25 protein-coding genes are annotated in these 22,977 nt (G+C 61.6%); 12 read left to right on the top strand and 13 right to left on the bottom strand.

Going from position 1 to position 22,977, the window contains the following annotated elements:
* Nucleotides 1-80 precede the first annotated feature (80 nt).
* The 3 genes from HV796_RS13755 to HV796_RS13745 form a co-directional block, all read right to left on the bottom strand.
* On the bottom strand, nt 81-410 hold the full coding sequence (locus HV796_RS13755) for a thioredoxin family protein (RefSeq protein WP_175227051.1): 330 nt from the start codon (nt 408-410) through the stop codon (nt 81-83).
* Between the two features lie 125 nt (nt 411-535).
* Nucleotides 536-1,657, bottom strand: a complete 1,122-nt coding sequence (locus HV796_RS13750) for a 3-deoxy-7-phosphoheptulonate synthase (RefSeq protein ID WP_246355859.1) — start codon at nt 1,655-1,657, stop codon at nt 536-538.
* Between the two features lie 94 nt (nt 1,658-1,751).
* Nucleotides 1,752-2,834, bottom strand: coding sequence for an alpha/beta fold hydrolase (locus HV796_RS13745; protein ID WP_175227050.1), 1,083 nt, complete (start codon nt 2,832-2,834; stop codon nt 1,752-1,754).
* Between the two features lie 304 nt (nt 2,835-3,138).
* Here HV796_RS13745 and HV796_RS13740 point away from each other — a divergent pair, with 304 nt between their 5' ends.
* Together HV796_RS13740 and HV796_RS13735 are read left to right on the top strand one after the other, a co-directional pair.
* Nucleotides 3,139-3,336, top strand: a complete 198-nt coding sequence (locus HV796_RS13740; RefSeq protein ID WP_175227049.1) for a DUF3562 domain-containing protein — start codon at nt 3,139-3,141, stop codon at nt 3,334-3,336.
* Nucleotides 3,337-3,469: 133 nt separating this feature from the next.
* Nucleotides 3,470-3,931 (top strand): GNAT family N-acetyltransferase, encoded by a 462-nt coding sequence (locus HV796_RS13735; RefSeq protein WP_175227048.1) that lies wholly within the window; start codon nt 3,470-3,472, stop codon nt 3,929-3,931.
* A gap of 13 nt (nt 3,932-3,944) precedes the next feature.
* Here the strand turns inward: HV796_RS13735 and HV796_RS13730 are convergent, their stop codons facing one another.
* The 3 genes from HV796_RS13730 to HV796_RS13720 all read right to left on the bottom strand — a co-directional run bounded on the left by HV796_RS13730 (nt 3,945) and on the right by HV796_RS13720 (nt 6,482).
* Complete coding sequence (locus tag HV796_RS13730; protein WP_175227047.1) at nt 3,945-4,526, bottom strand: DUF3501 family protein; 582 nt, start codon at nt 4,524-4,526, stop codon at nt 3,945-3,947.
* Nucleotides 4,527-4,551: 25 nt separating this feature from the next.
* Nucleotides 4,552-5,889 carry a heterodisulfide reductase-related iron-sulfur binding cluster gene (locus HV796_RS13725; RefSeq protein WP_175227046.1) on the bottom strand — a complete coding sequence of 446 codons (1,338 nt, stop codon included), beginning with the start codon at nt 5,887-5,889 and terminating at the stop codon, nt 4,552-4,554.
* A 170-nt stretch (nt 5,890-6,059) separates the two neighbouring features.
* Nucleotides 6,060-6,482, bottom strand: coding sequence for a rubrerythrin family protein (locus HV796_RS13720; RefSeq protein ID WP_175227045.1), 423 nt, complete (start codon nt 6,480-6,482; stop codon nt 6,060-6,062).
* A gap of 228 nt (nt 6,483-6,710) precedes the next feature.
* Between HV796_RS13720 and HV796_RS13715 the strand changes: the two genes are divergently transcribed.
* Complete coding sequence (locus tag HV796_RS13715) at nt 6,711-7,070, top strand: DUF3564 domain-containing protein (protein ID WP_175227044.1); 360 nt, start codon at nt 6,711-6,713, stop codon at nt 7,068-7,070.
* Between the two features lie 72 nt (nt 7,071-7,142).
* On the opposite strand, the gene HV796_RS13710 is transcribed toward HV796_RS13715, so the two are convergent.
* Entirely contained in the window at nt 7,143-7,499 is a 357-nt protein-coding gene (locus HV796_RS13710) for a GFA family protein (RefSeq protein WP_175227043.1), read from the bottom strand.
* 203 nt (nt 7,500-7,702) lie between these two features.
* Here HV796_RS13710 and HV796_RS13705 point away from each other — a divergent pair, with 203 nt between their 5' ends.
* The 4 genes from HV796_RS13705 (at nt 7,703) to HV796_RS13690 (ending at nt 10,881) form a co-directional block, all read left to right on the top strand.
* Nucleotides 7,703-8,452: a DNA/RNA non-specific endonuclease gene (locus HV796_RS13705; RefSeq protein ID WP_175227042.1), complete on the top strand. Its 750-nt coding sequence runs from the start codon at nt 7,703-7,705 to the stop codon at nt 8,450-8,452.
* Nucleotides 8,445-8,702 (top strand): hypothetical protein, encoded by a 258-nt coding sequence (locus tag HV796_RS13700; protein WP_175227041.1) that lies wholly within the window; start codon nt 8,445-8,447, stop codon nt 8,700-8,702. The genes HV796_RS13705 and HV796_RS13700 overlap by 8 nt, the downstream gene beginning before the upstream one ends.
* A 46-nt stretch (nt 8,703-8,748) precedes the next feature.
* Entirely contained in the window at nt 8,749-9,288 is a 540-nt protein-coding gene (locus HV796_RS13695) for an Mpo1 family 2-hydroxy fatty acid dioxygenase (protein WP_175227040.1), read from the top strand.
* Nucleotides 9,289-9,513: 225 nt separating this feature from the next.
* On the top strand, nt 9,514-10,881 hold the full coding sequence (locus HV796_RS13690; RefSeq protein ID WP_175227039.1) for a hypothetical protein: 1,368 nt from the start codon (nt 9,514-9,516) through the stop codon (nt 10,879-10,881).
* A 349-nt stretch (nt 10,882-11,230) separates the two neighbouring features.
* Here HV796_RS13690 and rarD read toward each other — a convergent pair whose 3' ends face one another.
* Entirely contained in the window at nt 11,231-12,127 is an 897-nt protein-coding gene (gene rarD, locus HV796_RS13685; RefSeq protein WP_175227038.1) for an EamA family transporter RarD, read from the bottom strand.
* Between the two features lie 502 nt (nt 12,128-12,629).
* Between rarD and egtD the strand changes: the two genes are divergently transcribed.
* Nucleotides 12,630-13,607 carry an L-histidine N(alpha)-methyltransferase gene (gene egtD / locus HV796_RS13680; protein WP_175227037.1) on the top strand — a complete coding sequence of 326 codons (978 nt, stop codon included), beginning with the start codon at nt 12,630-12,632 and terminating at the stop codon, nt 13,605-13,607.
* A 65-nt stretch (nt 13,608-13,672) separates the two neighbouring features.
* Here egtD and HV796_RS13675 read toward each other — a convergent pair whose 3' ends face one another.
* Nucleotides 13,673-13,969 (bottom strand): acylphosphatase, encoded by a 297-nt coding sequence (locus HV796_RS13675; RefSeq protein ID WP_175227036.1) that lies wholly within the window; start codon nt 13,967-13,969, stop codon nt 13,673-13,675.
* Between the two features lie 186 nt (nt 13,970-14,155).
* On the opposite strand from HV796_RS13675, the gene hpnA reads away from it, so the two are divergent.
* Both hpnA and HV796_RS13665 read left to right on the top strand, forming a co-directional pair.
* Complete coding sequence (gene hpnA, locus HV796_RS13670) at nt 14,156-15,166, top strand: hopanoid-associated sugar epimerase (RefSeq protein ID WP_175227035.1); 1,011 nt, start codon at nt 14,156-14,158, stop codon at nt 15,164-15,166.
* Nucleotides 15,167-15,334: 168 nt separating this feature from the next.
* Nucleotides 15,335-15,835: a hypothetical protein gene (locus HV796_RS13665; RefSeq protein WP_175227034.1), complete on the top strand. Its 501-nt coding sequence runs from the start codon at nt 15,335-15,337 to the stop codon at nt 15,833-15,835.
* A gap of 26 nt (nt 15,836-15,861) precedes the next feature.
* Here HV796_RS13665 and HV796_RS13660 read toward each other — a convergent pair whose 3' ends face one another.
* Both HV796_RS13660 and HV796_RS13655 read right to left on the bottom strand, forming a co-directional pair.
* Complete coding sequence (locus HV796_RS13660) at nt 15,862-16,626, bottom strand: transglycosylase SLT domain-containing protein (protein ID WP_377695186.1); 765 nt, start codon at nt 16,624-16,626, stop codon at nt 15,862-15,864.
* A gap of 10 nt (nt 16,627-16,636) precedes the next feature.
* Nucleotides 16,637-17,812: a glycosyltransferase gene (locus HV796_RS13655; RefSeq protein ID WP_175227033.1), complete on the bottom strand. Its 1,176-nt coding sequence runs from the start codon at nt 17,810-17,812 to the stop codon at nt 16,637-16,639.
* A 469-nt stretch (nt 17,813-18,281) separates the two neighbouring features.
* Between HV796_RS13655 and ispH the strand changes: the two genes are divergently transcribed.
* Entirely contained in the window at nt 18,282-19,226 is a 945-nt protein-coding gene (gene ispH / locus HV796_RS13650) for a 4-hydroxy-3-methylbut-2-enyl diphosphate reductase (protein ID WP_175227032.1), read from the top strand.
* A gap of 10 nt (nt 19,227-19,236) precedes the next feature.
* Nucleotides 19,237-20,391, top strand: coding sequence for an adenosyl-hopene transferase HpnH (gene hpnH / locus HV796_RS13645; RefSeq protein WP_175227031.1), 1,155 nt, complete (start codon nt 19,237-19,239; stop codon nt 20,389-20,391).
* A gap of 172 nt (nt 20,392-20,563) precedes the next feature.
* On the opposite strand, the gene HV796_RS13640 is transcribed toward hpnH, so the two are convergent.
* Nucleotides 20,564-20,770 carry a YbdD/YjiX family protein gene (locus tag HV796_RS13640; RefSeq protein WP_175227030.1) on the bottom strand — a complete coding sequence of 69 codons (207 nt, stop codon included), beginning with the start codon at nt 20,768-20,770 and terminating at the stop codon, nt 20,564-20,566.
* 14 nt (nt 20,771-20,784) lie between these two features.
* Nucleotides 20,785-22,863 carry a carbon starvation CstA family protein gene (locus HV796_RS13635; protein ID WP_175227029.1) on the bottom strand — a complete coding sequence of 693 codons (2,079 nt, stop codon included), beginning with the start codon at nt 22,861-22,863 and terminating at the stop codon, nt 20,785-20,787.
* Nucleotides 22,864-22,977: the final 114 nt, after the last annotated feature.

Genomic DNA, 22,977 nt, shown 5'->3' with positions numbered 1-22,977 from the left:
CGCTTCGCGCGAGTCCAGATTGCAGCATCGCCTGCGGGCGCCGCGCCGCGGTAGTGACGGCGGACCGCACACGTTCCGTCTCAAGCGGCTTTCAACGCGGCAAACGCTTCTTCGATCTGGGCGACACCGGTGGGCCTGACCACCCGCGCAAGCTCCACGCCGTCACGCATGAAAATCAGGGTCGGCCACAGCTTGACGCGGAACGATCGTCCAAGCGGGCGCCCCGGGCCGTCTTCGATCTTCAGATGCCGAGTGCCCGGATGCGCGGCAAACGCGTTCTCGATGAGCGGCTGCGCGCCCTTGCAGTAGCCGCACCAGTCGGTGCCGAACTCGACGACGGTCGCGCCCGCGAGCGCGTCAACTTCCGCGCGCGTCGGCGCGGTCTTCGCGTATTCGGTAACGGTGCTCATATTCCCTCGTGCAACGCTGTGGAAAGGCGGCGCACGCGTGCGCCTCGCCTTCATGTTGCCCGGAATCGGCGCGGCGCGCTGACCGGCGAGCCGATGCGCCAGCGGCCCAATGCCAAGCGCGGTGCTCAGCCCTTCTGGCGCCGCGCACGCACGGCCTGCGCGAGCCCGTCGAGCACCGGCTCGGTCTGCGCCCAGCCGAGGCATGCATCGGTGATCGACACACCACGCTGGAGCGGCACACCCGGCTTCAGATCCTGACGGCCCGCTTGCAGATGACTCTCGACCATCACGCCGATAATGCGGCGCTCACCGCCCGACAACTGTCGCTCGATATCCTGCGCGACCTCGACTTGCCGCTCATGCGACTTGCCCGAATTCGCATGCGAGCAGTCGATCATCACCTGCTCGCGCAAGCCGACCTTGCGCAGCGCCGCGCAGGCTTCCTCGACGCCCGCGGCGTCGTAGTTCGGCCCTTTCTTGCCGCCGCGCAAAATAACGTGTGCGTCGTCGTTGCCGCGTGTTTCGAAGATCGCGGCCATGCCCATTTTCGTCATGCCCATGAACGCGTGGCTCGCACGCGCCGCGACGATCGCGTCCGCGGCAATCTGCACGCCGCCGTCGGTGCCGTTCTTGAAGCCGATCGGGCAGCTCATGCCCGACGCGAGCTGCCGATGCGACTGGCTTTCGGTCGTACGCGCGCCGATCGCGCCCCACGCGATCAGGTCCGCGATGTATTGCGGGCTCAACAGGTCGAGGAATTCGGTCGCGGTCGGCAAGCCAAGGCCGCTGATCTCGAGCAGCAGCTCGCGCGCGCGGCGCAGGCCCTCGTTGATGCGGAAGCTGCCGTCAAGGCGCGGATCGTTGATGTAGCCCTTCCAGCCAACCGTCGTGCGCGGCTTTTCGAAATACACCCGCATCACGATCAGCAGATCGTCGCGCAACGCATCGGCCTTCGCCTTCAGCAGGTGCGCGTATTCGATTGCCTGATCGTGGTCGTGGATCGAGCAGGGTCCGACGACAATCACGAGCCGGTCGTCGCGGCTGTGCAGTACGTTCGCTACTTCGACGCGGCTATGCTCAACCAGCGTTTGCACCGCCGGCGGAACCGGCAGCTCGTCGAGCAGCAGCGCCGGCGAAATCAGCGGGCGCACCGCGCCGATGCGCGTATCGTCGATGCGCGTGATGTCTTGCGTGGAATCGGCGGAACCGGCTTCCTGGTCTCGTGTGGGGTTGTCGATGCGGCTCAAAATCATTCTCCGGGCTCGGGCGGGCTTCGCGGCGTGCGAAACGGCAATTATCGCATTTCGCACCTGCCACGAAAGCCCGACGTAACAGTAGCCGTCAGCTGCCGTTCATCAGCTGCTCGAGGTACGGCTTCCACACTTCGGGATGGGCGAGCGTCTGATGCCCATACGACTGTGCGGTCTCCTGCATCTCGACGAAGCGGCCATCCGGCACTTCGCCGACCAGCTTCTGCATCACGCCGAGGTCGGTCGCATTGATCAGGTCGTCGGCGAAATTGACCGCGAAGAGCCGCCCGCGGATTTTCGACAACTCCGGCGCGGGATTGTAGTCCCATGACGATTCGAACCAGTACAGTGCATCGTTCGCGTCGGTTTTCCCGGCGTCGGCCACCAGCGTGTCATAGCTGTGCGTGGCCGACGCGCGGTCCGGCGCCGCGGACTGGAGACGCGCGGGGTTGTTCGTCATCAGCGTAAAGATCGGCATCACGCGCGTCCATTCGGTGGGCTCGGTCGTGTACGCGCCGCCCTGCCAGCCCGGATCGTTGCGGATCGCGCCGACAATCATCTCCCGCCACAGCCAGTTGCGGCCTGCCATCCCGATCGGCTGGCTCGCGATCGGCATCAGCGCGTCGGCCATGCCCGGATAGCGCTCGCCCCACATCCACGTCTGCATGCCGCCCATCGACGTGCCGAGCACGAGCCGCAAATGCCGGACCTTCAGACCCTCGACGAGCAGCCGATGGTTCGCCTCTACCACATCGCCGTACCCGTAATGCGGGAAGTTCGTCCGCATCCCGTCGCTGGGTTTGCTCGATCCGCCACGGCCGAGACCGTCCGGAATCACGATCAAATAGCGGCTCGCATCGAGCGGCTCGCCGGGCGCAAACAACTCCCTGCGCATCAGCGGCGTCAGATACGCTTTGCCGGTGCCGGTTGTGCCATGCATCAGCAGCACTGCGTTGGTCACGTCGCCGTGCGCGTCACGCTGCGGCGTGCCGAGCGTCACGTAGTGAATGCGGACTTCCGGCAGGAGCGTGCCGTCCGAGAAGTGGAAGTCGTGTTCAATAAAATCGGCCGCCCGTTCGGGGATCGCGGCACCGGGCGAAGTCGCGGCGTAGGCATGGCCAGCAAGCGAGAGGGCAGCGAGCACGACAGCTCGCGTCGCGAACGATCGAAACACTTCGGTCTCCGTTTGTTGTGAAGATTTTGGTGTGGGATCGTACACGAACACGCGTCGCAGTGTTTATCGATTCACTGTCTTTTCACTTTCATTTGCCATGCCGCGGCGCCGCATTGCGGCCCTATCCACAGCAGCCGATTTGATGCCGGCTCGATACGATTTTGCGGTAACCCGCGTCCCGCCTTCACCACGCGATCGGCAGAAAGGGTGATAGCTGGATTCAATTGGCAAGCAGGCTCGGGCCGACCTGTAATGGGATTTCTCGTGTTCCTTCCTTCTAATGACCGCCACAACGGAGACATTCATGGCCCAGCCTCAGCCCAACGCCGATGAAGTTGTAAAGGCTATTGCCGCTGAAACCAACACCCCTCCCGAAACCGTCTCGAAGCTGTACTCCGATACGCTGGCGGAATACAAGGCCGACGGTCGCATCCTCGATTACATGCCGCTTCTCGCCGCCAAAAGAGTGCGCGAAACGCTGCGCCTTTCGTCGCCGGGTTGATCGAGCACACGCTCAAAGCGCCGCGACAACGCATCTCCCGCCGCACGCATGCTGGAAGCACGGGCGTACTTTTACGCGTTGAAATGCCTTATGCTGGTCGGCCATCGAACCTTCACGCATAAGGAGACAAGTCATGACTGGCGCGATCCAGATTCGGCCCGTGAAACCCACGGATTTCGACGCGTGGCTAACGCTGTGGAAAGGCTACAACCGCTTTTACGAGCGTACCGGCCCGACCGCCGTGCCGCATGAAGTCACGCAATTGACGTGGGCGCGCTTCTTCGATGGCCTCGAGCCGATGCATGCGCTCGTCGCGGAGCGCGACGGCACGCTGGTGGGCCTCGTGCACTACCTGTATCACCGCCACACGACGATGGCCGGGCCGACGTGCTATCTGCAGGACCTCTTCACGGCCGAGTCGGAGCGCGGCAAAGGGGTCGGCCGTGCGCTGATCGAACGCGTGTACGAGGAGGCGCGCGCTGCCCGTGCGGAACGCGTCTACTGGACCACGCACGAGACCAACACGACCGCGATGCGCCTTTACGATGGTGTGGCCGAACGTTCGGGTTTCATCGTCTATCGCAAGGCGCTCTGACGCTACGGACAGCTCAACGCAAGTCGTTGAGCAGCGACGCGCGTACGTTCCCGTCGATCGTCTGCACGGGGTTCGGGTAGTTCGGGTGATCGCAGCCGATTCGTAGTGCCGCGCCGTCGCGCAAGCGCGCCTTCATTTCCGGTGTGAGCTCGAAACGCACGAAGTGCACGGCGGAAGTCTTTTCGTTGTTCTCACGGTCGAGGTCTTCGTCGGCGACTGCGTACACCGGCGCTTCGCCTTCGACCTGGACGAACACCCGGTCTTCGATGCCAATCAGCCGCGCGAGCGCGGCACGGCGTTCGACCTCGTTTTCGTATTCGAGCTGCATGGTCGCCTTCAGATTGCTGCCATCGGGTACGAGCGGCAGATACGCTTCGAGCTCGCCCTGAATGCCCTCTTCGTCGAAAATCTTCTCGATGTGCAGCATTTCCTGGATCTGGTAACGGATCGTCAACTCATCTTCGAACAGAAAGGTGAGGTGGTTGCCAAGCTTCACCGTGCGATGCTTCTTGTGCTCGATCACGCGATTGCGCATCGTCGTGCGCGACTTTGAATAGTTTTCGAGCGATAACAGGGAATTCCTTGCGATCGTCATCGGATGTCCTCGCGAAGTATGAATGTCAGACACCGTAGGCTTTGCGCAGCAGCGTCAGCGGATGCGCAAGTTGTGCCTTCGGCAAGCCGTTTGCGTCGAACCCCTGTTCGATATGGTGACCGGCGAGCTGGCAGTCCGACGAGATGTAGTCGGGTTGCGGCTGCGCCATTGCCTTGAAGACCGGCGTGCCGATTTTCATCGCGGTCTGATGGAACTCCTTTTTCACGCCGAATGTGCCTGCATGGCCCGAGCAGCGCTCGACTACGGTTACTTGCGTATCCGGCACCAGCGCAAGCGTTTCGGAAGTCTTGCGGCCGATGTTCTGCACCCTTGCATGACACGGCACGTGATACGAGACCTTGCCAAGCGGCGTATTGAAGTCGGTCTTCAACAGGCCGTCGCGGTGCCGCGACACGAAGTACTCAAACGGGTCCCAGAACGCTTCACTGACCGCGCGCACGTCGGGATCGTCGGGGAACATCAGCGGCAGTTCATGTTTGTACATCATCACGCAACTCGGAATCGCGCCCATGATCGCGTAACCGTTACGCGCGTATTTCGCGAGCACCGGCAGATTTTTCTCCTTCTTCTGCGCGACTCCTTCAAGGTTGCCTTGTTCGAGCAATGGCATGCCGCAGCAAGCTTCGCTAGTCACCAGTTCGTACGGGATGCCGTTGTGCGCGAGCACGGCGAGCAGATCGTGACCAATGCCTGGTTCGTTGAAGTTAACATAGCAGGTCGAATAAATCGCGACTTTGCCGGGTGTGCGTTCGCCGTCGCGTATCGGAGTCTGCGGCGACGGTTTCGCTGCGCTGCGAAATTTTCGCGGCGCGAACGACGGCAACCACGCGTCCTTGTCGACGCCAAGCGTCTTTTCCATCAGGCCGCGTGCGGCGACCGTATGATTCACCGCGTTGACGGTTTGCGTGACGACCGGAATACCGGCGAGATGGCCCAGCCCATCCGTGTTCGACAGAAACCGGTCGCGCAGCTTCGCCTCACCGCGCTTGTAGCTCGCGGCCTTGGCGCGCAGCATCAGATGCGGAAAGTCGACATTCCACGGATGTGGCGGCACATAGGGGCATTTCGTCATGTAGCAGAGGTCGCACAGATAGCATTGGTCGACTACCTTGCCGAAATGCGCTTTATCCACGTCGTGCGCCTCGCCGGTGTCGGTTTCGTCGACGAGATCAAACAGGGTCGGGAATGCACCGCACAGCGACACGCATCGGCGGCAGCCCGCGCAAATATCGAAGACGCGCGCCAGTTCTTTTTCGATCGCGCTCTCGTCGTAGAAGCTATCGGACCGCCAGTCGAGCGCGTGCCGGGTGGGCGCTTCGAGACTGCCTTCCTTGTGGGGCATGACGTCAGTCTCCTTTGCATCGTTCTTGTGTATGCGGCGCGCCGGTCTACGGGCAAAATTGCACGCAAAGCCGCGCGGGAACCTGCGGAACTCCACCGCAGGTTCTCGCGCGATGTTCGCGGCACGCCGTCGCGAGACGGCATCGAGTGGCAGCGCCGGCCTTCGCGTCGTCAATCCACCAGCGATTCAAGCGCCTTCGAATAGCGGTTCGCGTGGCTGCGCTCAGCCTTGGCTAGTGTTTCGAACCAGTTGGCGATTTCGTCAAAGCCCTCGTCACGCGCCGTTTTCGCCATGCCCGGATACATGTCCGTATATTCGTGCGTTTCGCCTGCGATCGCGGCTTCCAGATTCAGGCGCGACGGACCAAAGGGCAGACCCGTGGCAGGGTCGCCCGACGCCTCCAGATACTCGAGGTGACCATGCGCATGCCCCGTCTCTCCCTCGGCAGTCGAGCGGAACAGGGCGGCCACGTCATTCTGGCCTTCGACGTCGGCTTTGGCTGCGAAATACAGGTAACGCCGATTGGCTTGCGATTCGCCGGCGAATGCGGCCTTCAGATTTTCTTCTGTTCGGGATCCCTTCAGTTGCGTCATCTGAGCCTCCATGCATGTCTTGTATTGTGGGGAACGCGCGTTGGGGACGAGCACAGTCGCGAACGACTCCGGCCGGACGCGCGCGCCTGAGCCGTGCCTTTAATCTAGAAGTTAGCTGATGCGTTCCCAATTGTGTTTTTTAATCCCGCTGATAGTCGTTTGGCTTGCATAACGCCTCGCCCGACATAGACTGTCTTAGGCGCACGGGCTCTTTGCAATGGAACGGAAATGCGGCTGACCATTCTTATCAACGGTTCGGATCCGACCGTCAATCACGACTATGCGGTGTTGTGGCTCGACACTGAGCAAGGTTGCTGGTCCAGAGAAGCACACGAAGGCGTTTTTCTGCCCCCTTGGGGAGAATTGCACGATCAGGACGGGGTCACGACGTTGTGTGCGCCGAGTGCCGCCGCGCCCCTTTGTACATTGCAGGGATTGCACATTGATCGCAGGCAACGTGTCAGTTCGTCGCAAGGTTGTGCAGCCTGGGAGTCGGAAAGCACGCACTCGCCGATGAACGGATTCTGGCGCCTGCAAGCGGTCGATCGCCAGCCGGTAAAAGCGGAACACGGTATCTTTGGACGTTGACGAGCGCTCCGGGCCGATCGTCCTGCCAGCGCCACGCTCCCGACGGTTGCCAGGCCTGGTGCGCTTCGCGCACTAGTGGCTTGCGCCGTCGTACAGGGTCGGTGTCAACGCTGTGGGATCCACGTTGTCCAGACATCGCGCATTGACCGCCACCATCGGCGTGCCATCTGGCATCGCACCATATGAAAAGGCCTCCACGCCGCACACGCGGCAGAACTGATGCCTGATCACGTGCTTGTTGAACAGATACGCCTGCGTCGCGCCTTCCTCCGCCTTCAGGTGAAAACGATCGACCTGCGCGAATGCGAGGATCAGGCCGCGCTTCCTGCAGATCGAGCAGTTGCACGAGATGGTCTGGTCCAGATCGAGATCCACGGTGAAGCGCAACGCGCCGCAATGGCAGCCGCCCGCATAATTTTGTAGTGCCATTTTCTTCTCCCTCGTTTGCGTAAGCGGGCGCTCGGGTGTTCATGCCCCTAGGCTCGCTGAATCATCAAGCAGCGTTGCCGCGTGCCCGCAACGAATTGCTGCGGCGCAATCATGCTCTCCCAACGCCTCATGCGACGCTATACTTGCGCACCCTGCCGTTCCTGCCAATCCTCTTTACTTCCCGCCCCGTCCGCAACCGATTTATGAAGAAGTGGTTTCTCTGCCTACTGACCGCTGTGGCAACACACGTGGCGGCTGCGTCGTCCTGCACCGAATTCACCCCCGGTGGCCAATGGCCCGTGTTGACCAACACGAAAATGGCGCCGAAGACGCGGATGCTGTGTTATGCGGATTTCGCGGTCCTGCATTCCGGCACAACGCACGGCCCGCTGTGGTCCGCCGAGCATCTGACGCGCGAGCATATCGAAGCCGCCAAAGACATGACGCGCACGAACCGGTTCTTCGAAGAGTCGCGGCTGCCGGCGGGCGAAGGCGCCACGCTTGCGGACTACAAGCGCAGCGGCTTTGACCGCGGCCATATGAGCCCCGCCGGCAACCGCTGGAATGAAGGGGCAATGGCGGAGTCGTTCTCGCTCGCAAACATCATTCCGCAGAATCGCGAGAACAACGAGCGCTTGTGGGCCCGTATCGAAAGCGCGGTGCGCAAGCTCGCGCTGAAATACGACGACACCTATGTCATCACCGGTCCGATGTTCGTCGGCCAGCAGTTGCAGACCATAGGGCCGACCCACGTGTTCGTTCCAACCCGGTTGTTCAAGGTGGTTTATGTCCCGTCAAAGCGGCTCGCATTCGCTGTCGTCGTGGACAATGTCGCGACGAACCGCTACAACATCGAAACAGTGCATGAACTCGAATCGGCCAGCGGCATCCGTTTTCCGGGCATTCCGGAAAGCGTAAAAGACGAGCGGCCGGGAGGGCTGAAAGGTGTTTAACGCATATTCGAACGACTCGGACGTGCTCAACATTCAGGGCGATGCGCTAACCGTGACAAACGGTGCGACGCGCGTGGTCATCAACGGCACGCTTGAACTGCCGAAGGACAAACGTGGCCTGAATGCGGCGTTGGCACTCAAGCAGGCGGTAGACAATGTCGTGGCCGCATTGCAGGCGCAAGCGGATCTGCCCGAGCGGATCCGGGATGAACCTGACGCCAGGCCGGGAGTTGTCGACAATCCGTTCTAACGGAGCGCCTCCTGAGCCGCAATGCGCATTAACGGGGAGACACAACATGAAAACGCTGACCGAACAGCTTGCGGGCTATGCGGCCTACCATCGTGACCGGCGCAACGTCACGACGCATTTCGTGGGTATCCCGATGATCGTGCTCGCGTTGAGCGTGCTCCTCGGTCGCCCCGCGTCGACGCTCGGCACGCTGCCGTTCCACGTGTCGCCGGCGTGGGTGTTGTTCATCGGCAGCACGATTTACTACATCGTGCTCGACACCGCACTGGGCATCATGATGGCGCTGGTGTCCGTGTTATGCATTGCGCTGGGTCAATGGTTTGCCGCGCAATCCACACTCGTCTGGCTCGCAACGGGCGTAGGCCTGTTCGTCATCGGCTGGATCGTCCAGTTCTTCGGGCATGCGGCTTTCGAACATCGGAAGCCGGCCTTCGTCGACGACCTGGTCGGCCTGATGATCGGGCCATTATTTCTGTTAACCGAAACGCTGCTCAGCGCGGGCTGGCGACCGGAGCTACGTCAGTCGATCGAGCGGCAGCTTGAAACGGCGCGTCCCCAGACACAGAGCCGCATCGACCACACCTAACCCTGTACTGCCCGCACGCGGGTCTTGCGGCGTAGCAACTGCGACCCGGTCTGCTGCGCTGCCAACGAGTACCCGTCATCATGTTATGCAACGAGCATGCACATTCATGACCGGGGCAAGGTATTTGCGCGTTTAATTTGGACTGCTTCCAACCAGGAGGCGACCGCATGAATAGATCTCGCAACGGTTCTATTCGATTTTCTGACAATGATCAATTAATTAGATATGCAAACCAATCTGAACACCACAAATGGAAATTCCGCACAATTTAATGACGTTGAAGATGATGATCGCGACCACCCATCGGGGAACCCAGCGGCACAAGGACGCACAAAGCGACCATCCGGGCAATCAGGTGGTGACCACAAGCCGACCGGCGTGGGTACTGCCCTCGTAAAAGCCTACCGCCCACCAACGGCACATCGACTCAACATTCGTGCTGCTGCATTGGAAGCTCATTCAGCAGGCCCTTCGGGTACAAAGACGGATAGCCAGACCGCCTGGAATAAGTCCCCCAGCGAGACGCAAAAGGCACTTGCTGAAGCCGCACAGGCCGCCAAGGACAAAATAGACACGGACGTAGCAAAGGTGTGGCAAGAACAGGTAGAAGATATCAGAGCGTGGCGCGGAAAAAACAATGGAATTACCGGTGCGGAAGATATAGATCGACAGCTTTTCAAGGATTCTGAGGCCTACATGCTCCTCGCGCAGAATGCGCAGTCGAGAAAGGACAGCATCGACAGCCAGGTCAAAGCGTTCCAGTCCAATCTGGACTCAAATGCAGTAGCCGTCGGTAAAAGCGGTGACAGCCCAGACAAGACTGGCGCACTGATGAAGGAGCGCCAAACGAACCTTGAAAGCGCCATTGCCGACATCGATGATCAAGCTAATCAGTTCTCGGCGCTCTCGGACAAAACGGTCAATAACATGCGCGTCGGCACCGACAAGCAGAAGGAACGCGAGTTTGTTTCCGAGAGGCGCGGCGCTTCAACCTCGGCAGCGCAGGCGGATATCGACGAGAATGCGCAGCAAATCGAACGATCTTCCTCGAATGTCTCTGCGGCGGAACACGCGGCGCAAACCAATGAGATGCCGAGGATCAACAATCATCGCGAAAGAGAGCTTGCGTATTGCAAAGAATTAGCCGAAACCGCAAGGAGTCTGAATGGTCAATTGCAAAATCTGGTGGAAAACGAAACAACATTCAAATTGCCAGGCAATAAAGCCTGGAATATTCCCGGCGAGGCGCAATCACTCACTGCGGCAAACGTCGTGGGCCTTGGACTGTCGGTCAAGAACTTTGCCAAGGAGGTCTCCGACTACCGAGAAAAATGTCGCCAAGGCTCCTTGACGAGCGACGATAGATTCAAAATGGCGCAGTCATCGCTAAAATTAATTGGTACGCTGATGCCCTATGTTCCAGTAATAGGCCCCGTGCTAACGCCATTCCTGAGCGTTACCAACATGACGCTCGATTTGGTCGGCGAAAACAAGCATACGCCAGTGGAAAATGTGTATAGCCAAATGAAATCACAAACGAGCCATTCGCTGTTCAGTCAAAAATACTCATCGATCGAACCGCCCAAGTGGTAAGTCGCGAGCCCCCCCGTACTGCGGTCGCAAGGGCGGCCCGGCATAACCTGGCAACACCCAGGACACGCCTACCCTTAGTCTAATCATCCCGGGCGGTCCTTGTAATGACAGAACGGGAGACAGACACAACCGGTACAGCCGCGATGATTACGCCATATATCCCCGTGGTTACGCCGTATCTGTTGCTAGCGAGCATGATGATGAATACGGCTGCGGAGTCACTCAACAACCCCCGTGGAAAAGGTCGCGGCGCAATTGCGATCGCAATCGGCTCGCCCGCTTGCCAACCTGGGCGGCTACGATCCGATCGTACGGCCCACGCCGCAAACATGAACGCATTTGAGACCTTCTAACGCATCTGCAGCCGGATCAGCCGCGCGCCGTGCAAAGCGGTCAGCGCAACCGCTAGCCAGATTGGCACGTACGTCGCGAACTGGGTCGCGCTCAGGTGCTCACCCAGCAAAGTCACCGACACCAGCACAAGCAGCACCGGCTCGACGTACCCAAGAATGCCGAATAGCGCCATCGGCAACAGGCGGCTTGCCTTCAGATACGATCCAAGCGCAACGGTGCTGAGCAAGCCGAGACCCGGCAGCCATAGTATCCACATGTCGATACGGCCGGCCAGCAATGTCAACGAACCGCCGGTCGCCGCCATCACTGCCGCGACCGGGAATAGCAGCGTCATCTCAACTGCGAAAGCGGTCAGCGAATCAGCATTGATCTTGCGACGCAAGACAAAGTACGGTGGATAGCCGAGGGCGACAAGCAGGGTCGGCCATGAAAATGCGCCGGTCACCCACAACTCGTGTGCCACGCCGATCGCCGCGCAACCGACCGCCGCCCATTGCAGTGGATCGAGCCGCTCGCGATAGTAGAAGCGTCCGGTCAGCACCATCGTGAGCGGCAATAGAAAATAGCCGAGCGACACTTCGAGCATGCGCCCGTGCAGCGGAGCCCACAAGAACACCCAAAGCTGCATGCCAAGCAATGCCGCGCTAACGATCAGAGCAAGCGCCGTCCAACGCTCGGTCACCGCACGCGTCGCGAGCGTGCCCAATTCGGGCAGACGCGAGCGCAACGCGATCAGCGTCAGCGCCCCGGGCGCGGTCCACAACACACGCCACGCAAAAATATCGAGCCCACTCAAAGGCGCCAGCAATTTCGCGTAGACAGACAGCAACGCGAAGAGCGCGGATGCGCCAACCGAAAATGCGATGCCACGCCCGGGCTGATATGCACTCATCGAATGGAAGTCCGTTCAGGAACGGGACATGCGATGCGGCTGCACGCGCGTCGGCGACGTGCAACGCGTTGTACCGCAGCCATATAGTTGTTCATGCAAGCGATTGTTTCGACTGAGCGGATAATCATCGACAGAGGTGTCAGGCGACGGTGCGCATCGTCGGACCAAAGCCGGCATTCTAGACTTTCCTGTGTATCCGATGGGTGGCGATTAACATACGAAGGGGTGCGTGCACGATTTCGCGCATTGGAGTAGAAAGTAACCTTCACGCCTTCATGGTTCACTCACGTCGGGACGGATGCCATAACCGGCAAGCGCGATTCTTGCTTGGCGGTGTCTTCGGCGCCGCCGATGCCGAACGCAACGTCCCTTTAATTGCACGTGCAAGCCCGCAGTTGTACCCGCCTTTCGTGTGCGACGTTCACAGAACAGTTCGCGCGCGCAACCCCGAATGACCGGCAGCATCGCAGACCGCCGCCGGCATGCACAACATGGAGCGAACATGACCCAGCCAGCCCTATCGCACGACGTCTCCCCCGAATTCGCCTCTGCCGTGCGAGCCGGTCTGACGCATGCGCCACAAAAAGAGCTGCCGTCGATGTATCTGTACGACGAAGTAGGTTCCGCACTCTTTGAAGTGATTACCGCACTGCCTGAATACGGCGTCACGCGCGCCGAAGAGCGTCTGCTGACGCAGCATGCGGCCGATATCGTCGCGCACGTGCCACACAATGCGATCGTCGCGGAGCTCGGCAGCGGCAGCGGCCGCAAGACCCGGCGCATTCTGGAAGCTTTATGCAAGAAACGCCCGACGACGTCGACCACCTATTCGCCGATTGAAATTTCGCGCACCGCTTTGCAATTATGTCGTCGTGAACTCGGCGATCTCGAGCGCCTTTCGATCGTGGGCTACGAGCGCGACTATCTCGCCGGGCTTGCGGAAGTCAGCAAGCGTCGTTCGCGCGACGAACCGCTGCTCGTGCTGTTTCTCGGCAGCACGATCGGCAACTTCGGCCGGCTTGCGGCCACGCGCTTTCTGCGTGACATCCGCGGCATGCTGCTGCCCGGCGATGCGCTGCTGCTCGGCACCGACCTCGACAAGCCCGTGCCCGTGCTGATCTCTGCCTATGACGACCCCATTGGCGTCACCGCGGCCTTCAATCTGAATCTGCTCGCGCGTGTCAATCGCGAACTGGGCGGCACGTTCGATCTCGAGGCGTTCGAGCATGTCGCGCGTTTCAATCCGGATGCACGCAGCGTCGAGATGCATCTGCGTGCGAAGCGCCGCGTCACGGCGCAGGTTCGCGCGGCGCAATTGAATGTGACACTCGAAGCCGGCGAAACGATCTGGACCGAGAGCAGCCACAAGTACCGCGTCAACGAGATCGATGCGATCGCCGACGACGCGGGTTTCGCATGCCGTCAGCAGTGGGTCGAGCAGGATTGGGGGTTTGCGGAAAGCCTGCTGGTCGCGCGCTAGGGCCAAAGTGTCGTTGCCGGCCGGTCCAGGCGCACCACGCGACGACACCCGCATTCGCAGCGGGATCAGTGCTGCTCGAAACGCTCGTAGCGCTTGTCGGTGACGCGTTCCTCGCCGGTCACTTCGGTGACGCGCGCCGCCGGCGGGCCATGCCGAAGCCACATGAGCATCCGGTCGACCTGGTTCGCCGGTCCTTGCAGCACGGCTTCAACCGAGCCGTCGTCAACGTTCGCCACCCAGCCCTTGATACCGAGCGCGTGCGCCTCGCGCACCGTCGCCAGGCGAAAGCCCACTCCCTGCACCACGCCTCTGACGCGCACGTAGTACGTTTCGATTCGCGAATCGAGATCCGTGCCGGTCATGCTCTCATCTCCCATGTGTCCTTAAGCCATCCGTCAAGCAGTCCTTTAAGCGGGCATTCTAGTCGCGTCGCAGGCCGAATGCCCGCACGCGAACACCGATTCATCGCGACGGGATTTCGGCAAACGCCACGTGTCATCTCTGCCCACGTACAATCCGACAACTGTCAAGCGGGGAAGCACACAGGAATGGCTGATCAGAATCGCGATCTCATACTCGTCACGGGCGCGTCGGGTTTCGTCGGCTCGGCGGTGGCGCGCATCGCGCAACAGAAAGGTTTCGCCGTGCGCGTGCTGGTGCGCGCGACCAGTCCGCGCCGCAATATCGAGGCACTCGACGCGGAAGTCGCCGTCGGCGATATGCGCGACGAAGCGTCGATGCGCGCTGCGTTGCGCGGCGCGCGCTACCTGATGCATGTCGCGGCGGACTACCGCCTGTGGGCGCCCGATCCGTCCGAGATTGAGCGCGCCAACCTCGAAGGCACCGAAGCGACCATGCGCGCCGCGCTAAAGGAAGGCGTCGAGCGCATCGTTTATACGAGCAGCGTCGCGACGCTGAAGGTAACCGGCTCCGGGCAGGCGGTCGACGAAACCGCGCCGATGACGCCCCAGCAGGCGGTCGGCGTTTACAAGCGCAGCAAGGTGCTCGCCGAGCGCGCGGTCGAGCGGATGATCGCGAACGACGGCTTGCCGGCGGTGATCGTCAATCCGTCGACGCCGATCGGCCCGCGCGACGTGAAGCCGACGCCGACCGGGCGCATCATCGTCGAAGCGGCGACCGGCAAGATACCGGCGTTCGTCGATACGGGCCTGAACCTCGTGCACGTCGACGACGTCGCCGCCGGGCATTTTCTCGCACTCGAGCGCGGCAAGATCGGTGAGCGCTACATTCTCGGCGGCGAGAATCTGCCGCTACAGACGATGCTCGCGGACATCGCGGCGCTGTCGAACCGCAAGCCGCCGACGATCCGTCTGCCGCGCTGGCCTCTCTACCCGCTCGCGGTCGGCGCGGAAGCCGTTGCAAAGTTCACGAAACGGGAACCCTTCGTTACCGTCGACGCGCTGAAGATGTCGAAGAACAAAATGTACTTTACGTCGGCGAAAGCGCAGCGCGAACTTGGCTACCATGCGCGACCGTATCGTGAAGGACTGAAGGATGCGCTCGACTGGTTCCGCGACGCGGGGTATCTGAGGAAGTGACGCGCCTGCGAGAGCCGGGCATTTCAATGCGCTGCGCGCGATGCGGTCCGTACGGCAGCACGACGAGCCGTGTGCGCGCTGCATTTTGTTACAACGTCGGCAGCCGCGGCCGCGATCAAAAAGGCTATCCGAAAGGTAAAATCGCGGGTCTTCTCAGAGAACCGTCGCATGAACCTTCAGGAACAGATCGGCGCGATTGAGGCGAGCGTCGATGATCTCATTCACGCCGCCGCGGCATCAGTCGGCGCGTCATCCGCACCCGTGGCCGCACACGCTGAACCGGTCACAAACGGCGGCGACGACGCCCCGCGCACCACGGCACAGCATGACGCGCAACCGGCTGACAAACCGACGCTGCACATCGAACGGCCGAACCAGAACGAAATCGCGATGACGATCGGCGGTCAGAGGGTGCTGTTGCATCCGCTGCAGGTCGGCCAGCTGATCGAGGAATTGTCGAATGCGCGCGCGTCGATGCAGCCCGAAGCGCCGGCGAATCTGCCCGCGGGCTGGCGTTTCGTATCGACGAAGAATCCGGCGATGGCCGTGCAGAAACAGTCGAATGGCGACCGGCTGCTGGTGATGCGTCACACCGGCCATGGCTGGGTGCCGTTCACGTTTTCGCCGGATATGGTCATTCAAATGTACATGATGCTGACCCAGGCGTAACCAACCACGCGGCGTCGGCCGCGACATCAGCGCAGCAGCGGCAACAGCACGCCCGGCAGAGGCATCGCTTGCGACGACATCGGTTCGGCGGTGTTTTCGGTCGGGTCGGACGCCGGCCCACGCCACGCGATTGGACGAACGCAGAAGGCAGTCCATCGCGCGTCGCACGCGTCCGCCTGTACGCCTTGCCATGGCCCCGCGGAACGTTCCTGCGGTTCCACAACCGGCGCGAAGGCCTTGGCCCGAAGACCGACCCTATCCGCGTAAGCCTTCGATCCGCCATAGCTCTTCAGCGCGGCGTTCAGATCGCCCCCCGCTGACTTCAGATAGCCGTACAGGATCGCCGACCCCACTTCGATGTTCGTGTCGGGTTCCGTCAGATCTTTAACGTCTTTTAGCAGCGGCCGATGCGCACTCGGCACGACCTGCATCAGACCGGTCGCGCCGTTACGGCCTTTGGCCTTTTCCTCGAAGCGTGATTCGATCGAAATGATCGCGAGCAGCAGCGCGGGCGGCAGCGCGTATTTTTCCGACGCCACGCGGACCGCGTTCGATATCTGCACGGCCTTCTCTTTCGCCACGCCGAACTTCTGCGCGAGATAGTCCGAGACATGGTCGCTGCTCGCGTGAGCGCTGCCCGACGGGAGGCTGCTCGAAGCGGCGCTGCCCGCCGATGCGCCGTCGCTCTGCGTCGGCATGTCGCCGCTTTGCTGCGCCCATCCAATTTGCATCGAACCAAGCCACAACGCGACCAGACAGAGCAAGCGGCGCAGTGTGGTCGATGTGATCATTGGGCGTGTCCTATCGTTCCTGCACCGGCGCCTGGACGCGGGCCTTCCACTGCCCGCCCTTGCCACGCCAGTACCGCACAGCCGAGCCGATCGTCGCGCTCACGTAAAACAGTGCGACAAGCGGCAAGAACGGCGCCCATAGCGGCGAACGGCCGTAGTAGCGCAGCATCGGCGCATACGCACAGCACATGGCGCCCCACGCGATCCACGCCGGCCAGCCAAGCGGACCGAGCGTCAGCGCGACGACCGGCGGCACCATATAGATGATCACCATGCCGGCCACCGTACCGAGCAGCAGCCACGCCGAATAATGCAGCTGCGTGAAAGCGGTTCGCGCGATCATGTTCCAGATTTCTTGCCAGTCGTTATAGGGCCGCAACGACAGACTGCGCGCCGCGACGTCCAGCCGGATCGGATGACGGCCTTCGCCGCGATGCTTGATGCGCGCGGCGAGGCTGCAGTCGTCGATCAGCGCGTCGCGGATCGACTCGATGCCACCCGCCTCCTCGAGCGCGCTACGGCGTACGAGCATGCAACCGCCCGCCGCGGCCGCAGTGCGATTGCGCGGATTATTGACCCACGAAAACGGGTAGAGCTTGGCGAAAAAGAACACGAATGCCGGGATCAGCGCCTTTTCCCAGAATGAATCGCAGCGCAAACGGACCATCAGCGACACCAGGTCCCGCTTTTCCGCATCGGCGCGCGCGACGAGCTGAGCGAGCGCATCGGCCGGGTGGCCGATATCCGCGTCGGTCAGCAACAGGTAGTCGGATGGCAAGCCCAGCGATCGCACCGCCTCGATGCCCTGCGATTGCGCCCACACCTTGCCTGACCAGCCCGCCGGTAGCGGTTTGGCCAGCGCCACGGTCAATCGGTCCGGGCATTGAAGCTGGAGCGCGGCAGCCCGTGCGGCGTCTGCGGTGCCATCGGTGCTGTGGTCGTCGACCACTACGACGTGAAACGCGCCCGCATAGTCCTGCTTGAGCAGCGATGCAAGCGCTGCGCCGATCACGTCGGCTTCATTGCGCGCCGGCACGACCGCCACGACCGCCGGCCATGTGTCGCGTTCGTTCGTCGCGAGCGGCGCGGCAGGACGCGCGCGCCAGAACCCGCCGCGCGCAAACAGCAGCACGCACCAGATCAGAAGTGACAGACAGCTGAGGATGAACAGCACTGCCGCGCTCATAACGCGACCTCTTCGCTGTGTGACAATCTGGCCGACTCCATGGCCGACAGTGTGGCCGATCGCAGGGCTGAAACCTTGGCCGAAACCCGCAGCCCGACGGCCGCTTGATACGCGGCCGCCCAGTGCGGCGCGTTTGCAACAGCACAATAATCGTAATGGTGGACTTCCATCCAGCGAGCCTCTAGATTCCACATTCAGCAAGCGGCAGTCATCAGTGGCACTTGCCGCGCGGGCCCCTAGTTTAAAGGTTGCGTGCCGCCTGCGCATCGAGTCATTTTTGCCGTGTCACGTCGCCGCCGGAAAGGACCGGGAGGCAAACGGGCCGCGTTAGCGTTAGAATGCGCGTTTTGGTCTTCAACCATGGCTTTTTGTCGGTTTTAAGACGTCAACTAATAATGGACGCGGCGATCGAGTCGTTTTTACCGATTTCGTCGTAAAAGACCCCGCGTCGGTCGGAGTTCGCCAGCTTATGCGAGTCATCCTTGCTCAACCCCGCGGCTTTTGTGCGGGCGTTGTACGCGCGATCGAAATTGTCGACCGCGCGCTGCAGCAACACGGCGCACCCGTGTACGTGCGCCATGAAATCGTCCACAACAGGCATGTGGTCGATAATCTGCGCAGAAAGGGCGCTCGCTTCGTCGAAGAACTCGACGAGGTGCCCGAGGGCGCGGTCGCCATTTTCAGCGCGCATGGCGTCGCGCAAAGCGTCGAACGGGCCGCGGAACAGCGCGGCCTCGACGTGCTCGACGCAACCTGCCCGCTCGTCACAAAAGTGCACGTGCAGGGCCGCCAGTACGTCGCCGCCGGCCGCACGCTGATTCTGATCGGCCATGCCGGACATCCGGAAGTAGAGGGCACGATCGGTCAGATTCCGGGCAAGGTGTTACTCGTTCAAAGTGAGGCGGAAGTCGCGAAACTCGATCTGCCCACCGGCACGCCTCTGGCCTACGTGACGCAGACTACGCTGTCGGTCGACGACACCCGTGGCATTATCGATGCGCTGCTGAACCGCTTCAGCGACATCGTCGGCCCGGACACACGCGATATCTGCTACGCGACACAAAACCGCCAGGCGGCGGTCCGTGAGTTGAGCACCCAGGTCGACGTGTTACTGGTCGTCGGTGCGACAAACAGTTCGAACTCGAACCGGTTGCGCGAAATCGGCAGCGAAAGCGGCGTGCCGAGCTACCTCGTCGCCGACGGTTCGGAAGTGAAGTCCGATTGGTTCGCGCATACGCAAACGGTCGGCATCACCGCCGGCGCGTCGGCGCCGGAAGAAATGGTCGAAAACGTGATTGATGCGCTACGCGCGTTGGGCCCCGTCGATGTGACAACAATGGCGGGCCGTGAAGAGAAAGTTGAATTCAAGTTGCCGTCGAAGCTGACGCAACCACTCGCTGCACGCGAAGTTTAAGGAGAACGTCTTGTCTATTCCGCTGCTACAGAAAGTTCGGGTTGGCGCTTACATCATGCGCCAACACCTGTCGGGGAATAAGCGCTATCCGCTTGCCCTGATGCTCGAACCGCTCTTTCGGTGCAACCTCGCCTGCAATGGCTGCGGCAAGATCGACTACCCGGATCCGATCCTGAATCAGCGGCTGTCGCTGGCCGAATGCCTCGAAGCAGTCGACGAGTGCGGTGCTCCCGTCGTGTCGATCGCGGGCGGCGAACCGCTGCTGCACAAGGAAATGCCGCAAATCGTCAAGGGCATCATGGCGCGCAAGAAGTTCGTGTATCTCTGCACGAACGCGCTGCTGATGGAAAAGAAAATGGACGATTACGAGCCGAATCCGTATTTCGTCTGGTCGGTGCACCTGGACGGCGACAAGGATATGCACGACCACTCGGTTTCGCAGGAAGGCGTGTACGAGAAGGCCGTCGCCGCAATCCGCGAAGCGAAGCGCCGCGGGTTTCGCGTCAACATCAATTGCACGCTGTTCAACGACGCCGTGCCGGAGCGTGTCGCCGCGTTCTTTGACACGTTGAAGCCGATGGGTGTCGATGGTATTACCGTTTCGCCGGGTTACGCGTATGAGCGCGCACCGGATCAACAGCACTTCCTCAACCGCGAAAAGACCAAGCACCTGTTCCGCGAAATCTTCAAACGCGGCAACAACGGCAAGAACTGGTCGTTCAGCCAGTCGGCCATGTTCCTCGACTTCCTCGCCGGCAATCAGACGTATAAATGCACGCCGTGGGGCAACCCGGCCCGCACGGTGTTTGGCTGGCAGCGCCCGTGCTACCTGGTCGGTGAAGGGTACGCGAAGACCTTCAAGGAACTGATGGAAACCACCGACTGGGATCAGTACGGCACCGGCAACTACGAGAAGTGCGCGGACTGCATGGTTCATAGCGGCTTCGAGGCAACCGCCGTGATGGATACCGTCACGCATCCGTTGAAGGCGCTAAAGGTCAGCATGAACGGCCCGAGCACCACGGGCGCGTTCGCGAAGGATATCCCGCTCGACAAGCAGCGTCCGGCCGAGTACGTGTTCTCACGCCACGTCGAGATCAAGCTGGAAGAAATCAAGCGCACGGGCAAAGGCAAGAAGGTCGAGACAGCTGACGCGGTCAATTGATCGCGTGGCGGTTTGCGGCGGATTGATTTGATTGCCGTCGCACTGCCGCTGTTTTCGATCCATGTAGCAAATGAAAAGAGCGCAACGGTGTAAGCCGTTGCGCTCTTTGTATTTTGCGGCCCGACTTCGTTGGCTTGCCGCTTGCGCTGTCAAGACGTCGCTTCGATTCAGCTCAGCAGCACTTCCCCGCCCCCGCTCCGTACCGCGCATTCTGACGTTCGCGGAAAAACTGGTCGTAGGTCATCACCGGACGGTCGGGATGCGTTGCGCGCATATGCGCGACATACGTGTCGTAGTCCGGCAAGCCCACCATCAGGCGCAGCGTCTCGCCCAGATAACGGCCTGCGGTCTTCGTGCCGTCGCGCAGATTCGAGAACATCGCGCCCGCCCCGCTCAGTTCGCACCGCCCGCGCGGGGCGTCGCCGGCATCGTTTCGAACGGTGCTTCCCGGACCGTCGGCCGATCCGCGCGCCGCGCGCGCAGCACCGCGGACACACCGTACGTCGCAATGCTGACCACCACCAGCATGAAAAGCCCCGCGAGCGTCGCATCGACGTAGTCGTTAAACATCACGCGCTGCATCTGCGCGAGCGATTTCGCCGGCGCGACGATCCTGCCCTCGTCCACCGCGGCGCGCAACTTCGCCGCATGCGCGAGAAAGCCGATCTTCGGATCCGCGTCGAAGATCTTCTGCCAGCCCGCGGTCAAGGTGCACACCAGCAGCCAGACCGTCGGCACCAGCGTGACCCAGGCATAACGCTCGCGTTTCATCCTGAACAGCACGACCGTGCCGAGTACCAGCGCGATGCCGGCCAGCATCTGGTTCGAGATGCCGAACAGCGGCCACAGCGTATTGATACCGCCGAGCGGATCGACCACGCCCTGATACAGGAAGTATCCCCAGGCCGCCACGCACAGCGCGGTGGCAATCAGGCTGGCGGGCAGCGATTCGGTGCGTTTCAGCGCCGGGTGGAACGTGCCCAGCAGATCCTGCAGCATGAAGCGGCCCGCACGCGTGCCGGCATCGACCGCGGTCAGAATGAACAGCGCCTCGAACAGAATGGCGAAGTGATACCAGAACGCCATCATCGCCTGCCCGCCGATCACCTGGTGCAGGATGTGCGCCATGCCGACCGCGAGCGTCGGCGCGCCGCCAGCGCGCGCGACGATGGTCGTTTCGCCGACCGCCTTCGCGGTTGCGCCCAGCATGTCGGGCGTGAGCATGAAGCCCCATTGCGACACCGTCTGCGCGACCGCCTCGGGCGTCGTGCCCAGCACCGCAGCCGGCGCGTTCATCGCGAAGTAGATGCCCGGCTCGATGACCGACGCGGCCACCAGCGCCATGATCGCGACGAACGATTCCATCAGCATCGCGCCGTAGCCGATGAAGCGCGCGTTGCGCTCGTTGTCGAGCAGCTTCGGCGTCGTCCCCGATGCAATCAGCGAATGGAAACCCGATACCGCGCCGCACGCGATCGTAATGAACAGGAACGGGAACAGACCGCCCGACCAGACCGGTCCCGTGCCATCGACGAACTTCGTCAGCGCGGGCATCTTCAGTTCGGGCGCGACAATCAGGATGCCGATGGCCAGCCCGACGATCGTGCCGATCTTCAGAAACGTTGACAGATAATCGCGCGGGGCAAGCAGCAGCCAGACCGGCAAAACCGATGCGATGAAGCCGTAGCCGATCAGAATCCATGTCAGCTGTGTGCCGCTGAACGTGAACCACGCGGCAAGCGCCGGTGAGTCGTGAACCTGCTGGCCGCACACGATGGAGGCCATCAGCAGCACAAAACCGATGATCGATACCTCGCCAATCCGGCCGGGCCGGATGAAGCGCGTATAAACGCCCATGAACAGCGCGATTGGAATGGTTGCCGCAACCGTGAACGTGCCCCACGGGGAATTCGTCAACGCCTTCACGACGATCAGCGCGAGCACGGCGAGGATGATCACCATGATCAGGAATGCACCGAACAGCGCGATCACACCCGGCACGGCGCCCAGTTCCATCCGCACCAGATCGCCGAGCGAGCGGCCGTCGCGGCGCGCGGAGATAAACAGCACGATGAAATCCTGCACCGCACCCGCGAACACGACGCCGGCGAGAATCCACAGCATACCGGGTGCATAACCCATCTGCGCGGCGAGCACGGGACCGACGAGCGGCCCGGCGCCCGCGATCGCGGCGAAATGATGGCCGAACAGCACGTACCTGTTGGTGGGCACGTAGTCGAGGCCGTCGTTGTGCCGGACGGCGGGCGTGACGCGATTGACGTCGAGCTGCAACACCCGGTTTGCAATGAAGCGGCTGTAGAAGCGATAGGCGATCAGATACACGCAGACTGCGGCGATCACGACCCACAGGGCGCTGACGCGCTCGCCGTGCGCCAGTGCAATGGTGCCGAACGCGAACGCGCCGAGTAGCGCGACCGCGGTCCACACCAGGAACCCGGAAGCCCGATTCATGGAGTCTCCTATTTAGTTATACGAATTCAATTAGCGAAGGCGAAGAGCCGACGGACCATCGTATGTCCGCCATCCTCTGGGCGTGTAGTATTCGCTTTCGTCTTCAGCGTCACA

Origin of the sequence: Paraburkholderia humisilvae (assembly GCF_902859855.1) — a bacterium.
In the GTDB taxonomy this organism is placed as follows: Bacteria; Pseudomonadota; Gammaproteobacteria; order Burkholderiales; family Burkholderiaceae; genus Paraburkholderia; species Paraburkholderia humisilvae.
This window is presented reverse-complemented; position numbering and strand designations above follow the sequence as displayed.

Coding starts and splice junctions, on each gene's coding strand:
- HV796_RS13655 (WP_175227033.1), bottom strand. CDS start 17,812: ATGAGCGCGGCAGTGCTGTTCATCCTCAGCTGTCTGTCACTTCTGATC.
- rarD (WP_175227038.1), bottom strand. CDS start 12,127: ATGAGTGCATATCAGCCCGGGCGTGGCATCGCATTTTCGGTTGGCGCA.
- HV796_RS13695 (WP_175227040.1), top strand. CDS start 8,749: ATGAAAACGCTGACCGAACAGCTTGCGGGCTATGCGGCCTACCATCGT.
- HV796_RS13715 (WP_175227044.1), top strand. CDS start 6,711: ATGCGGCTGACCATTCTTATCAACGGTTCGGATCCGACCGTCAATCAC.
- ispH (WP_175227032.1), top strand. CDS start 18,282: ATGCGAGTCATCCTTGCTCAACCCCGCGGCTTTTGTGCGGGCGTTGTA.
- HV796_RS13640 (WP_175227030.1), bottom strand. CDS start 20,770: ATGTTCTCGAATCTGCGCGACGGCACGAAGACCGCAGGCCGTTATCTG.
- HV796_RS13725 (WP_175227046.1), bottom strand. CDS start 5,889: ATGCCCCACAAGGAAGGCAGTCTCGAAGCGCCCACCCGGCACGCGCTC.
- HV796_RS13755 (WP_175227051.1), bottom strand. CDS start 410: ATGAGCACCGTTACCGAATACGCGAAGACCGCGCCGACGCGCGCGGAA.
- HV796_RS13735 (WP_175227048.1), top strand. CDS start 3,470: ATGACTGGCGCGATCCAGATTCGGCCCGTGAAACCCACGGATTTCGAC.
- HV796_RS13660 (WP_377695186.1), bottom strand. CDS start 16,626: ATGATCACATCGACCACACTGCGCCGCTTGCTCTGTCTGGTCGCGTTG.
- hpnA (WP_175227035.1), top strand. CDS start 14,156: ATGGCTGATCAGAATCGCGATCTCATACTCGTCACGGGCGCGTCGGGT.
- HV796_RS13690 (WP_175227039.1), top strand. CDS start 9,514: ATGCAAACCAATCTGAACACCACAAATGGAAATTCCGCACAATTTAAT.
- HV796_RS13740 (WP_175227049.1), top strand. CDS start 3,139: ATGGCCCAGCCTCAGCCCAACGCCGATGAAGTTGTAAAGGCTATTGCC.
- HV796_RS13720 (WP_175227045.1), bottom strand. CDS start 6,482: ATGACGCAACTGAAGGGATCCCGAACAGAAGAAAATCTGAAGGCCGCA.
- egtD (WP_175227037.1), top strand. CDS start 12,630: ATGACCCAGCCAGCCCTATCGCACGACGTCTCCCCCGAATTCGCCTCT.
- HV796_RS13730 (WP_175227047.1), bottom strand. CDS start 4,526: ATGACGATCGCAAGGAATTCCCTGTTATCGCTCGAAAACTATTCAAAG.
- HV796_RS13635 (WP_175227029.1), bottom strand. CDS start 22,863: ATGAATCGGGCTTCCGGGTTCCTGGTGTGGACCGCGGTCGCGCTACTC.
- HV796_RS13705 (WP_175227042.1), top strand. CDS start 7,703: ATGAAGAAGTGGTTTCTCTGCCTACTGACCGCTGTGGCAACACACGTG.
- HV796_RS13675 (WP_175227036.1), bottom strand. CDS start 13,969: ATGACCGGCACGGATCTCGATTCGCGAATCGAAACGTACTACGTGCGC.
- HV796_RS13710 (WP_175227043.1), bottom strand. CDS start 7,499: ATGGCACTACAAAATTATGCGGGCGGCTGCCATTGCGGCGCGTTGCGC.
- HV796_RS13665 (WP_175227034.1), top strand. CDS start 15,335: ATGAACCTTCAGGAACAGATCGGCGCGATTGAGGCGAGCGTCGATGAT.